The 13,616-nt window shown below is 53.1% G+C and carries 10 protein-coding genes; 4 read left to right on the forward strand and 6 right to left on the reverse strand.

The features are described from left to right. Window positions 1–48 precede the first annotated feature (48 nt). Window positions 49–957, reverse strand: coding sequence for a DNA-binding transcriptional regulator OxyR (gene oxyR, locus BZG25_RS06315; protein WP_046074753.1), 909 nt, complete (start codon window positions 955–957; stop codon window positions 49–51). A 150-nt stretch (window positions 958–1,107) separates the two neighbouring features. On the opposite strand from oxyR, the gene BZG25_RS06320 reads away from it, so the two are divergent. The 3 genes from BZG25_RS06320 to BZG25_RS06330 all read left to right on the forward strand — a co-directional run bounded on the left by BZG25_RS06320 (window position 1,108) and on the right by BZG25_RS06330 (window position 3,777). After that, the gene (locus BZG25_RS06320) at window positions 1,108–1,839 is read left to right on the forward strand and encodes a glutathione peroxidase (RefSeq protein WP_046074752.1); all 732 of its coding nucleotides are present in this window, start codon (window positions 1,108–1,110) and stop codon (window positions 1,837–1,839) included. Window positions 1,840–1,891: 52 nt separating this feature from the next. Continuing rightward, the gene (locus tag BZG25_RS06325) at window positions 1,892–3,343 is read left to right on the forward strand and encodes a dihydrolipoyl dehydrogenase (RefSeq protein WP_046074751.1); all 1,452 of its coding nucleotides are present in this window, start codon (window positions 1,892–1,894) and stop codon (window positions 3,341–3,343) included. A gap of 161 nt (window positions 3,344–3,504) precedes the next feature. After that, on the forward strand, window positions 3,505–3,777 hold the full coding sequence (locus BZG25_RS06330; protein ID WP_046074750.1) for a DUF3624 domain-containing protein: 273 nt from the start codon (window positions 3,505–3,507) through the stop codon (window positions 3,775–3,777). On the opposite strand, the gene BZG25_RS06335 is transcribed toward BZG25_RS06330, so the two are convergent. The 5 genes from BZG25_RS06335 to argC form a co-directional block, all read right to left on the reverse strand. Next, a complete protein-coding gene (locus BZG25_RS06335; RefSeq protein ID WP_108743417.1) occupies window positions 3,774–5,240 on the reverse strand; it encodes an alkaline phosphatase in 1,467 nt (488 codons plus the stop codon). The genes BZG25_RS06330 and BZG25_RS06335 overlap by 4 nt on opposite strands. 215 nt (window positions 5,241–5,455) lie before the next feature. Continuing rightward, window positions 5,456–7,336: an argininosuccinate lyase gene (gene argH / locus BZG25_RS06340; RefSeq protein ID WP_046074748.1), complete on the reverse strand. Its 1,881-nt coding sequence runs from the start codon at window positions 7,334–7,336 to the stop codon at window positions 5,456–5,458. Window positions 7,337–7,371: 35 nt separating this feature from the next. After that, the gene (locus tag BZG25_RS06345) at window positions 7,372–8,583 is read right to left on the reverse strand and encodes an argininosuccinate synthase (RefSeq protein ID WP_046074747.1); all 1,212 of its coding nucleotides are present in this window, start codon (window positions 8,581–8,583) and stop codon (window positions 7,372–7,374) included. A gap of 54 nt (window positions 8,584–8,637) precedes the next feature. Then, window positions 8,638–9,417, reverse strand: coding sequence for an acetylglutamate kinase (argB, locus tag BZG25_RS06350; RefSeq protein ID WP_077578253.1), 780 nt, complete (start codon window positions 9,415–9,417; stop codon window positions 8,638–8,640). 9 nt (window positions 9,418–9,426) lie between these two features. Beyond that, on the reverse strand, window positions 9,427–10,437 hold the full coding sequence (argC, locus tag BZG25_RS06355) for an N-acetyl-gamma-glutamyl-phosphate reductase (protein WP_077638699.1): 1,011 nt from the start codon (window positions 10,435–10,437) through the stop codon (window positions 9,427–9,429). Between the two features lie 529 nt (window positions 10,438–10,966). On the opposite strand from argC, the gene ppc reads away from it, so the two are divergent. Further along, on the forward strand, window positions 10,967–13,600 hold the full coding sequence (ppc, locus tag BZG25_RS06360) for a phosphoenolpyruvate carboxylase (RefSeq protein WP_077638700.1): 2,634 nt from the start codon (window positions 10,967–10,969) through the stop codon (window positions 13,598–13,600). The last annotated feature ends 16 nt before the right edge of the window (window positions 13,601–13,616 follow it).

Consider the following 13,616-nt stretch of genomic DNA (forward strand, 5'->3'; position numbering starts at 1 on the left):
CCGCATTCACGATGCGGGCGTCTTTTTATCTACGCGTCACGCGCCGCTCTAGTGACGAGTTCGATCATTCATCACGGCCGTCATTTGTTCATGGATGGCGTCAGCCAACTGCTCATAACGGCCACGTAATGGCGAGCCAGGACGGTAGTCGAGGGTGATTTGTCGCGACGGCGTCGGCGAGGTCGTCGGAATATACACCACACCATCTCGCTTATCAGCAGGCACGGACAATTGAGGCAACAAGGTGATCCCACTCCCCGCCGCAACCATGTTGCGCAAGGTCTCTAAGCTAGTGGCACGAAAGCGCTGATCTTCGCGCGCGCCCACTTTAAAGCAAAAACCCATCGCTTGGTCACGTAAGCAATGGCCATCGCCGAGCATTAACAAGGTTTCGCCTTGCAATACATCTAACGCCACCTCGGCACAATCGGCGAGGCGATGCTTTTCATTGACCGCGAGCAACATCGGCTCACTGTAAAGTGGGAGCTCTTTTAAATGCTGGGTTTCTTCTACAGAGGCCAAAATGATGCAATCGAGTTTGCCCTCTTCCAGTTGCTGCACTAACTGCTGCGTCTGTCCTTCGTGAATAAACAGCTCCAGCTCAGGGAAACGATCACGCAGTAGCGGGATAATTTTAGGCAGCAGGTAAGGCCCGACCGTAGGGATCAGACCGATATGCAAAGGGCCGGTCATACTTTCCCCTTGCTCACTGGCCAATTCGGTCAAAATTGTGACTTCCCGCAAGACGTTACGTGCCTGTTGTACTAACCTCATACCGGCATCGGTGAACAACACACGACGGCTGGTTCGCTCTAACAAACTCACACCCAGCTCATCTTCCAACTTGCGAATTTGCCCGCTTAAGGTCGGCTGGCTAACAAAGCAGGCTTCGGCCGCTTTACGAAAATGTCGATGTTCGGCCAAGGCGACCAAGTACTCCAAGTCACGAATGTTCATCTTTGTCTCTTCTATAGAGGATAACTATCAAAACCATAGCATTAAGCGATTAGAGCTATCAATTGCAATCGGTAATACTGATCCCATCAAAACGCGGCGAAGCACTCGCCCATTCACTTGAATCAATACTTGAATAAAAAGGACATCACCATGACAGCAACAAAAGAAGGTCAGCCAGTACCACAAGTTACTTTCCGTACTCGCGAAGGCGATCAATGGAAAGACGTCACGACCGATGACATTTTTGCCAACAAAACCGTGATTGTATTCAGCTTGCCAGGTGCATTTACCCCAACCTGTTCATCCTCGCACCTGCCACGCTATAACGAGCTGTATCCGGTGTTCCAACAGTACGGCGTCGATGACATTGTCTGTGTATCCGTCAACGATACCTTTGTGATGAATGCATGGAAAGCCGACCAAGACGCTGACAACATTCATGTCCTGCCTGACGGCAACGGTGAGTTCACTGATGGCATGGGGATGCTGGTCGACAAAAACGATCTTGGCTTTGGCAAACGCTCATGGCGCTACAGCATGCTGGTGAAAAACGGCGTGGTCGAGAAAATGTTTATCGAACCCAACGAACCAGGCGACCCGTTCAAGGTCTCTGATGCCGACACCATGCTGGGCTACATCGCCCCTGAGCACAAACTGCAAGACTCGATCACCGTGTTTAGTAAGCCAGGCTGCCCATTCTGTGCCAAGGCCAAACAAGCCCTGATCGATGAAGGCCTTCAGTTTGAAGAAATCATCCTCGGTAAAGACGCCACCACGGTTTCTTTGCGTGCGGTGAGCGGTCGCGCCACCGTGCCACAAGTATTTATCGGTGGCCGTCATATCGGTGGCAGTGAAGAGCTCGACACCTATCTAAATCAGTAATCCGCTGTTTGGGCGGCCTCTTCGCCGCCCGTTATTTTCCCAGGAGAAAGCAATGAAAACATTAACGGTTGATGTGGCTGTGATTGGTGGCGGAACTGCCGGACTCGGTGCTTATCGCGCAGCCAAAGCACATACGGATAACGTGGTGATGATTGAAGGCGGTCCCTATGGCACCACGTGTGCGCGAGTTGGCTGCATGCCTTCCAAACTGTTAATTGCGGCGGCTGAAGCGGCGCATCATATCGACAAAGCGCCCGGCTTCGGTGTGTACCCCGGCGGCACCACGGAAATTAATGGCCGTGAGGTGATGGATCGGGTGAAACGCGAGCGTGACCGTTTTGTCGGCTTTGTACTGGAAAGTGTCGATGACATTCCCGCTCAAGACAAAATCGACGGCTATGCGCGTTTTGTGGATGATCACACCTTAATGGTCGACGATCACACCACCATCCATGCTGATCGCATCGTGATCGCGACAGGTTCGCGCCCAAGCTGGCCGTCTGCTTGGGATCACCTTGGCGATCGTTTAGTGGTCAATGATGATATTTTTGAATGGGACGATCTACCTGACTCAGTTGCGGTATTTGGCCCGGGTGTAATTGGCCTAGAGCTCGGACAAGCGCTGCATCGCCTCGGGGTCGAGATGACCATGTTTGGCGTCGGCGGCCAAGTGGGCCCGCTGACCGACCCAGAGATCATGGCATATGCGGATAAAACCTTTAGCGAGGAGTTTTATCTCGACGCCGATGCCAAGGTGGAAGAGATGGTGCGTGAAGGCGATAAGGTACAAATCCGTTATCGTGATAAAGAGGGCGAAAGCCAACTGCGCTGGGTCGACTATGTAGTTGCCGCCACCGGTCGTCGCCCCAATGTCGACAAGCTAAACCTCGATGCGACCAGCATCAAAGTGGATGCCCGCGGCGTGCCAGTTGCCGATAGTTACACCCTGCAAACCACGGCACCACACATTTTTATTGCCGGTGACGCCAGTAACCAAATTCCGTTGCTGCACGAAGCGGCTGACCAAGCGCGTATCGCCGGTGACAACGCCGGACGCGGCAAAGATATCCGTGCCGGATTGCGCCGTAGCAAGCTCTCTGCAGTTTTCTCCGACCCACAAATCGCAATGGTGGGCGAAAGCTACAAAGCGATTACCGACCGTCTCGGCCCCTGTGGCTGCTTCGAAACCGGCGTGGTGTCGTTTGAAAACCAAGGCCGCTCACGAGTAATGCTGCGTAACAAAGGCTTGTTACACGTTTATGCCGAACAAGGCACAGGCCGTTTCCTTGGCGCCGAAATGATAGGACCGAACGCCGAACACTTGGCCCACTTGTTGGCATGGGCACATCAAAACCAAATGACCATTTCGCAAATGCTAGATATGCCCTTCTATCACCCAGTGATTGAGGAGGGGGTACGTACCGCATTGCGGGATGTGAATGCCAAGCTCAAACTCGGTCCTGAAATGATCAAACACTGCATGGACTGCGGCCCAGGCTGCTAATCCACTGCCCTTTTCGCCGACACTCGGCGCTTTACAGGCGCTGCCTGTTGCTTCCCCAAGCACTTGCTTACCTTTTGCCCTCCTCGTTGGAGGGCTTTTTTGTATCCGGCGGCCCACTGCGCCACAATAAGCTATCGCCATTACCGACCAAGAGACACCGCATGGCTTGCAAATACTGTCAGTCCGCGATTTGGCAACAAAAACTGGGACGCTGTACCCGTTGTATGAAACAACTGGCCGCCATGTGCGCGCTACTTTGGCCACTCTGGTGGTGGGGCTATGCCGACACGCCACGGCAAGTGGAGTCAATTGCATTGTTATTCGCCGCCGGCAGTGCCAGTGTGCTACTCACCCTGCATGTGGTGATTTATCCGTTTCGGCGCAATAAAAAACCCGCGCCGGAGCGCGGGTCATCAGACACACCAGACGATTAATCAGCCAGATCCGTGGCTTCGTTAATCACGTGGAAAATGTAGTTTTGCTCCACGGCCCCTTGGAACAACCACGCCATTGGACCACGCGCCATGATGGCCACATCTTCACCGGAGTGGGTTTCCGAACCGAGCTTAATCAAGGATTGCTGTTTGTAATCCAGCTTACGCACCTGCCCTTCTTGCAAGTTTTCACGCTCACCTTTCACCGCACCCGGGCCGTTGCCATAAGTAATCGTGGTATAGGTTTTACCAAAATCATCCTGATTCAAGCGCCCTTTTTGACGTGACAAGCCGAGAATAGGATTGCCCCGCTCCGCATAACCGTTCATCACCATGGTGTGGGCATGATCGGCGGTGACAATAATCAGGGTGTCTTCTGAGTTGGTTTTCTCTAAGGCCACTTTGATGGCATCGTCGTAAGCCAGCGTATCTTCTAACGCTCGCGCAGCGTTACCCGCATGGTGAGCATGGTCGATACGTCCGGCTTCCACCATCATCACATAGCCGTCCTGGTTGCGGCTGAGCATATCAATCGCCTTGCTGGTCATTTCCGCCAATGACGGCTCATCTTGGCTTTCACGGCGATCCGCTTCATATTTCATGTGGCTACTTTCAAACAAACCAAACACGCGTGATGTGGTCGCCGGATCGATGGAATCAAAACCGGATTTATCGAAAATGTATTGACCATCAGGGTGACGGGTTTGCCATGCCTCAATCAGGTTGCGTCCATCTTTACGCTTGCCCTTTTTGCCCTCAGGATCGACGCTATCGGCAGGAATAAATTCACGCCGTCCACCGCCGAACGCCACCTGAAAACCCTCCCCAGCATCAAAGTCGACAAATTGGCTGGCGATATCGGTACAGCCTTGGTTTTTGGCAATGTTGGGTAACTTGCTATCGTTCTCCCAATTGCGATCCGCACTGTGCGCGTAGGTAGTGGCCGGGGTGGCGTGGGTTAAACGGGCGGTTGAGATTAACCCTAATGCTTTGCCCTTCTCGCCCGCCATTTCAAATAAGGTTTTCGCTTCGTTACCTTTGGCGGTGCTGCAAAAACCACGCTGAACGTTATCGTCAACACTGATGATCCCGGCTTTGGTTTTCACCCCAGTGACCATCGCCGTCGCGGTGCCGGCAGAGTCAGGGGTTTGCATGTCAGTGTTATAGGTTTTGGCTAGCGCAACATGCGGCAGGCTTTCCATGCCAAGGCGGTTTTCCTCACCGGTTTGTCCTTGCTGCTGCCCCTGATAAATCCGCGCCGCGGTGATTGTCCCCACGCTCATGCCGTCGCCGACAAAGAGGATCACATTTTTGGCTTTGCCCGTGATAGGTGGGTTAGCTTTAGCGGCCGCCAATGCCGCTTGCGCGTCTTGATACCAGACATCGTTTTGCTGAGGCACTGCCGCGTGTGCAGTTGCCGCTAATAAGGCTGAGGCCACCGCGGCCGTAAGGATTGTCTTCACCACAAAATCTCCATTATTAACGAGAAAACGCGGGCATGATGGTCATTGCGCGTGACGCTTCTGTGACAAACCGTACAATGTAACAATTTGTAAGCAGCTAATTTTGATGAATTTTTTATGACGAGGACACAAAAAAAGCTGCGACTTAGTCAGCACGCAGCCTTAAGAAGGGATAACGACGACGCTGATATCGTCAGGCAATAGACGATGTCACCCTACTCCAGCGTAGAGAAGGTCGAGATCGTGGCTGGCCCGGCAATGTTATAGGTCAGTGCCACTTCGTCACAGGCGTGGAAGCGCGGACAGATTTCACAATCTTTCATCACTTTCTCAGGCAGTTGCGATTTCGACACCGGGGTAAAACCCAATTGAGTGAAAAACTCGGGCACCCGGGTGAGGACAAAGACTTGCTCAATCGCCATTTGCTTGGCTTTTTTAATCAAGTGCATCATCAGCGCCGTACCGTGACCTTGGCGCTGCCAGCCTGCTTCAACCCCTAAGGAGCGAATTTCTGCCAGCCCTGAGTCGTAAATATAGAGCGAGCCGCAGCCGGTGAGATCCCCTTGGTGCTCGGATACTGCAAATAGGCCGATATTACGCACCAATTCATGGCGATCACGAGGTAAGTTCTCCCCCAATTTCGCCCAATACACCACCATGCCTTCGATGGTATCGAGGTCGGTGAGCCTTGCCGAGCGCACCGTGACTTTGGGGGTAAAGCGCTTATCTAAACGCTTTTGCGCCTCTTGAATGGCAAAGCTGACCTGTTCAGGCGCTACCCCACCCAGCGCCCGACGTTGGGCCAAGCAAGATTCGATCGTGAGCATGGCATACACATCGTCTTCAATCACCGGTGAGAATTGCTGCAAGGTGGCAAGCGGTAAATCTTCCAGTCCACAACCTTGCTCAATGGCAGACACCACCGCCACGCCCACTATGTGGTGCGCTTCACGGAACGGGATCCCTTTGCTCACCAAATAATCCGCGAGCTCGGTGGCGTTGGCATGACCTTGCTGCGCCGCCTGCAAGGTTTTGTCGTTGTGAATGGTGATACCTTCAAAACACAAGGCGGCCATATCCAAGCAATCATGCCAAGTGTCCATGGCATCGAAGAGCCCTTCCTTGTCTTCTTGCATATCCTTGTTATAGGCCAGTGGCAAGGCTTTCACCGTCATCATCATCGCCGACAAGGTGCCATAGACACGGCCGGTTTTGCCGCGGATAAGCTCTAACGCATCAGGGTTTTTCTTTTGTGGCATCAACGATGAGCCTGATGTCACCGTATCGGCCAGCTCGATAAACCCGGATTCGCCCGAGTTATAGAAGATCATATCTTCGGCCATCCGTGATAAATGCAGCATTGATATCGACGCCGCAGACAGCATTTCCATCACATGATCTCGATCCGAGACTGAGTCAAGGCTGTTACGGGTGGCCCGTTCAAAGCCCAGTTGTTGTGCCAAGGCATCGCGATCAATCGGATACGCCGTGCCTGCCAGCGCCCCAGATCCTAACGGACAGGTATCAAGACGATTAAGCGCATCTTGTAAGCGGGTGGTGTCGCGCTCAAACATCTCCAGATAGGCCAAACACCAATGGGCAAAGGTCACTGGCTGCGCACGCTGCAAGTGGGTGTAGCCGGGCAACACGGTATCATGGTGTTGGCTGGCCACATCCACCAGCTGCTGCTGAAGCTTGTCGAGAGACAGCAAGATTTGCTGGCCTTGTTGGCGACACCAGAGCTTGAGATCCGTAGCGACCTGATCGTTGCGCGAGCGCCCGGTGTGCAGCTTTTTGCCCAAATCCCCGACTTTGTCGATCAGTTGCTGCTCGACCCAGCTGTGAATGTCTTCGGCCTCTGAGCGTAAGATTTGCTTCGGGTTTTCCATCACCGACAGCTTGAGCTCATTGAGCGCGAGCTCCAATTGCTGTTGCTCGTCATCACTCAGCACGCCCACCGAACGCAAGGCTTTGGACCAAGCAATGGAGCCCACAATGTCTTGCTCTGCTAAGCGATAGTCAAAGCGCAGTGAATCGTTAAACGCTTGAAACCGTTTGTCTGCTGCCTGACTAAAGCGTCCGCCCCATAATGCCATGCTGTCTCTCCTTACTGCTCACGATGCTTTTTTAATTAGGATTGTTTTTGTTTGTTCAGCGTCCGAATCCGGCTCGACAGCGAATACAAACGGATAAAGCCTTCGGCATGGCTGTGATCGTAGACATCATCATCACCAAAGGTGGCAAAGTCTTCCGAGTACAGGCTATTGGTCGAGCGTTTTTGTACCACAGTCGCTTGCCCTTTATAGAGTTTGATCACCACCTCGCCCGTTACCGGTGCGGCAAGGGAATTAGCCGCGGCAACAATCGACTGGCAAAGCGGCGTAAACCAACGCCCATCATAAATCAGGTGAGACGCTTTTAAACCGAGCTCCTCACGGAACTGATAACTCTCTTTATCCAGCACCAGTTGTTCAACGCCACGCAGCGCTTCCATGATGATGGTGCCACCCGGGGTTTCATAGCAGCCGCGGGATTTCATCCCCACCAAACGGTTCTCAACAATATCAATCCGTCCCACGCCATGTTGGGCGCCTTTGTCGTTCAGCAGCGTCAGCACGTCATAAGGCGACATGGACTCACCATCGACCGAGACCACTTCCCCGCTTTGTACTCCCAAGGTGACAAACTCGGGCGTATTGGGCGCCTCTTCCGGTGCCACTGTCCATACCCAGCAATCTTGATTGGCCGCGGTCCAAGTATCTTCCAGTACACCGCCTTCGGTCGAAACGTGCCAAGCATTGGCATCACGTGAATAAATTTTCTCAAGGCTCGCCGTACAAGGAATATCACGGGCGGCCAAGTAATCGAGCAAGGCTTCACGACTGGTAAGATCCCACTCCCGCCAAGGCGCAATCACTTTCAGTTGCGGCGCCAACGCGGAGAAGGTGCTCTCAAAACGGACTTGATCGTTCCCCTTGCCGGTACAGCCGTGGCACAGTGCATCCGCCCCAACCTCAAGGGCGCACTCGACCTGCGCTTTGGCAATGATAGGACGTGCCATCGAGGTGCCCAGTAGATACTTGCCTTCATACACCGCCCCGGTTTTCAGGCTGGGGTAAATATAATCCGCCACCATTTCGTGTTTCAGATCGGCGATAAAACACTGTGATGCCCCCGAGGCAAGTGCTTTTTGCTCAATGCCTTCGAGCTCTTGTTCGCCTTGACCCACGTCAGCGACAAAGGCCACCACTTCACAGTCATAGTTTTCTTTTAGCCATGGAATGATGGCCGAAGTATCCAATCCACCCGAATAGGCCAGTACGACTTTATTTACCTTACTCATCTTGCTCTCCTTAAATCCTAAATCGACGGTTTCGTCGCGTCGTTATACGTCTAATTAACTGGCGCTAAACCGGGTGCCGATTTGCTGGCCATCGAATAATTGCGTGAGTTTTTCTGGGTAACGCCAGGTGGCAATCTCAACCGGTTTACCCAGTTCACGGGCAGCGGCAAACGCCGCGTTGACCTTGACCACCATGCCATCGGTGATCACCCCTTTTTCCATTAAGTGCTGCGCATCTAACTCGGTGAGGCAAGGCAGCAAGTGTCCTTTGCCGTCTAATACGCCGCTGACATCCGACAGCAATACCAGCTCCGCGCCAAGAGTGGTTGCCACCGCTACCGCCGCTTGGTCGGCATTGACGTTCATCAGCTCACCTTGGTCACTGATGCCAATCGAGCTAATAATAGGAACACAATCCGCGGCCAGTACCGCTTGCAGCAGACTCGGATCACCGGCGCTGGCTTCCCCCACTGCCCCCAGTTCAGGGTCCAGCTGGCTGACCTGACACAAGCCACCATCGGCCAAGCTCAAGCCGCAGCTTTTAATCTTCGCCTTACGCGCCTCAGCTAACAGCAGCTTATTGGCCGTGCCAGCTAAAGCGCCGGTGACATAATCAATCTGGTCGACTGGCGTGACCCGTAAGCCTTGTTTTTTTACACTGGTGAGACTGAGCTTTTTAAGTAGATCATCGACCAAATAGCCGCCACCGTGCACCAGCACTAGCGGGCGCTCAGCCTCACTGCGATAGGTGTTCATCGCGCCGAAAACCTTGGCGAGGGTCTCGCTGCAGCTCAGTGCTGCGCCGCCTAATTTAATCACTAATGGCGTTTTCATCCGTTTCTCCTAGACAATCGCTGTGGTTTCGGCAAAGCCAAACTTAAGGTTTAAACACTGCACGGCTTGGCTGGCCGCGCCTTTAAGTAAGTTATCGATCGCACTGGTAAGGATCAGATGCCCATGCGCGGCCTGATAGCCAATATCGCAAAAGCCGGTATGTTGCACCGCTTGCAGCTTGGCCACCTCACCGGCAGGAAGTACCCGTACCAGCGGCGCATCTTGATAAGCTTGGTTCAGTACCTGCCCCACCTCGGCCTCACTAGCACCTGGCGCTAATTTGGCGGTAATGGTGGCAAGAATGCCGCGTTTGTAACTGCCAAGGTGTGGGGTGAAAATCACCGGCGTATCTAGGTGTGCGGCAATCTCTGGCTGATGACGATGAGAAAACACCCCATAGGCATTCAGGCTCACTTCACAAAAACTATTGGTCAGGCTCGCTTTGCGCCCCGCGCCCGTTACGCCACTGGTGGCATTGATCACCGGCCACATTTGTTTATCCAACAAGCCTGCATCCAGCACAGGTTTGAGCGCTAATTGGCTGGCGGTCGGGTAACATCCAGGCACGGCGACCAGCTGCGCTGCAGATAATGCTTCCTGTTGCCACTCCGCCAAGCCATACACGGCTTGCGCCAGCCATGCCGGTGACTGGTGCGAAAAGCCGTAATGGGTAGGATAAAAATCCGCTTGATTGACCCGATACGCCCCCGACAAATCAAACACCACGCAACCTTGAGCCAGAAAAATCGGCGCCAATTCATGACTAACCGCATGCGCAGTGGCTAAAAACACCACATCGGCTTGCTTGGCCACATCCTGTGGCGAGGTCAAAGGCATCAGTGGCATATCCACTACACCACGCAATTGGCCGTGCAACGCGCTCACGGGGCGGTTGGCGTCTTCACTGCCTGCCGAGACATATAAACCGGCCAAGTGCAGTTGCGGATGGCGATGGACAAGGGCGACAAGCTCGGCTCCTGTGTAGCCACTGGCACCGACAATAATGGTGTTACGTGTCATGGGTGTCTCTCTTTATGGGTGTTTACGGTGTGCTGCGGGGCAGCAGAGTATCGAGGGCGTAGCCAATAGCCACGCAAGGCAGGCTAGCGTCGTCGAGCAGAAAGGGCATTGTATTTGGTGGCGAGTGGCATCATGGGTCAACTCTCAAAAATATTTTTATTCATAAATAGTGAATGGTTATTTTTTATCGTATTCCCGTTTAGCCGTCAAGCCCTAAAAGCGTAAAAAGTCACTTTTTATGTCTATTCATTCATAATAGAGCAATAATTCTATCTAATCATGCAAGTTACCCTATCGCGATTCGCGAGAATATCGCGATATGGCAGGCATGGAGAGTGCCTCTCGCGATTGGCAGCCCTAAAAGCTGAAACTTTTTTTCAGCTTTTAGGGTGGTGCTATGATAAGCATCAAATCCGGTGGCCAGTTTTCGCGCTAATTTGCGGTTAAGTTGACCCGATCGCGCAATATTCGCTAGATTGGTTCTTTACAGTCACAGTAGGATGTAACTTTGTTACAGAATGGATACGCTATGAACGAAAAGTACTCTGCCTTGAAAAGCAATGTCAGTATGCTTGGCCGTCTGCTGGGTAACACCATCCAAGATGCCCATGGTCCAGCACTCTTAGAAAAAGTTGAGGAAATTCGTCAGCTCTCAAAATCGGCTGCCGCTGGCAATCAGGACGATCATGCTAAGCTGAAAACCGTGCTGCAAAACTTGCCGGCTGACCAACTGCTTCCGGTCGCCCGCGCCTTTAGCCAATTTTTGAATCTGACTAATATCGCCGAGCAATATCACACCGTCTCGCGTCAATGCGACGCGTTGGAGTGCAGCCCGGACGCTATCGACGATTTACTCCGCCGTGTCAGCCAAGGTGAAATTGATGCCAATGACGCGCAACAAGCGATCGCCGATTTAAAAATTGAGTTAGTGCTGACCGCTCACCCGACCGAAATCGCACGCCGCACCACCATTCATAACTTGGTGCAGATTAATAAATGTTTATCGAAATTAGAGCTCAGTGAACATTTGGGGGCGGCAGAGCGTGCCAAAACTGAGAAACGTCTTGAGCAGTTGATTGCACAAGCATGGCACACCGATGTGATCCGCCAAGAGCGACCTACCCCACTTGATGAAGCCAAATGGGGCTTTGCGGTGATTGAAAATTCACTGTGGCAAGCAGTACCGGCGTTTTTGCGCCAATTTGATCAGCAGCTTGAAAGCCATCTCGACATCAACTTACCCATTGATGCCAAACCGGTACAAATTTCCTCTTGGATGGGCGGCGACCGTGACGGTAACCCCTATGTCACCAGCGAGGTTACCCGTGAAGTGATGCTGTTATCACGCTGGAAAGCAGCGGATTTGTATTTGCGCGATGTGCAGGATTTGATCAGTGAACTGTCAATGACACAGTGTGATGACACTGTGCGTGAGATGGCCGGCGAGGCGCACGAACCGTATCGCGCCATCCTCAAAACCATGCGCAGTCAGCTAACTCATACCTTGAACTACTTGGATGCCAAACTGAAAGGCGAGCGCGCCTCATCACAAGGTATCCTGACCGACACCCAGCAATTGTGGCAACCATTACTGGCGTGTTACCAGTCTCTCCATCAATGTGGCATGGGCATTATTGCCGACGGCAAGTTGCTTGACCTACTTCGCTGCGTGCAATGCTTTGGCGTGCACCTGATCAAGCTCGATATTCGCCAAGAAAGTACCCGCCATGCCGATGTGCTCTCAGAAGTAACCCGTTATTTGGGGATGGGCGATTACGCCCAATGGAGCGAGCAAGACAAGCAAGCCTTCCTGACTCGCGAGCTGGCGTCTAAGCGTCCGTTGTTGCCACGTGATTGGTCACCCTCGCCTGAGGTACAAGAAGTGATCGACACCTGTCGAGTAATTGCCGAACAGCCGCGCGAAGCCTTGGGTGCCTATGTCATTTCGATGGCTCGCACCGCTTCCGACGTGCTGGCCGTGCATTTATTGCTAAAAGAAGCTGGCTGTCCATTCCGCATGGATGTGTGTCCATTATTCGAAACCCTGGACGATCTGAACAATGCCGAGGCGGTGATTGGTGAGCTGCTGGCCATTGATTGGTACCGAGGCTTTACCCAGAACGTTCAAATGGTGATGATCGGTTACTCGGACTCCGCCAAAGATGCTGGAGTCATGTCCGCGGGTTGGGCGCAATATCGCGCCATGGAAGCCTTGGTCAATTTGTGTGATGAACAAGGGGTTAATCTCACCCTTTTCCATGGCCGTGGCGGGACGGTTGGCCGGGGAGGTGCCCCTGCCCACGCCGCCTTGCTCTCACAGCCACCTCGCAGCCTAAAAGGTGGCCTACGCGTGACCGAACAAGGCGAGATGATCCGCTTTAAATTGGGGCTGCCTGGTGTCGCCGTTAACAGCTTAAACCTGTATACCAGCGCGATTTTGGAAGCGAACTTGCTGCCACCGCCGGAGCCTAAGCAGGAATGGCGACAGCTGATGGACACCTTGAGTGACATCTCCTGCCAAGCCTACCGTGATGTAGTGCGTGGGCATGAGCAGTTTGTCCCTTACTTCCGCTCCACCACCCCTGAGCTTGAATTAGGCAAACTACCACTGGGATCGCGCCCTTCTAAACGCAACCCCAACGGCGGTGTGGAAAGCTTGCGCGCGATTCCTTGGATTTTCGCCTGGAGTCAAAACCGTTTATTGCTACCGGCTTGGCTGGGGGCTGGACAAGCAATCGATCACGCCATTGCAAAGGGCCACAAAGCCCGGCTGGAAGAAATGTGCCGCGAATGGCCGTTTTTCTCCACCCGTCTCGGGATGCTGGAAATGGTGTTTACCAAAACCAACCTAGACATTGCCAAGTACTATGATCAGCGCTTGGTCGATGAAAGCCTCTGGCCGCTAGGTGAATCCTTGCGTGAGCAATTACGCCAAGATATCCAAGTGGTGCTGGCGGTGGAAAACAGCGATAACCTGATGGAGCAAAACCCGTGGGGGGCTGAAGCGATTCGCTTACGTAATATTTATGTCGAGCCGCTCAACATGCTACAAGCCGAACTGTTATACCGCACGCGTCAGCAAGAGGATCCGGACCAATCACTCGACGATGCCTTGATGATTTCCATCGCGGGGATTGCCGCCGGCCTACGTAATACCGGTTAAATCACCGAGCACCAAG

Source organism: Salinivibrio sp. ML198 (assembly GCF_001996015.1).
Classification (GTDB): Bacteria; Pseudomonadota; Gammaproteobacteria; order Enterobacterales; family Vibrionaceae; genus Salinivibrio; species Salinivibrio siamensis.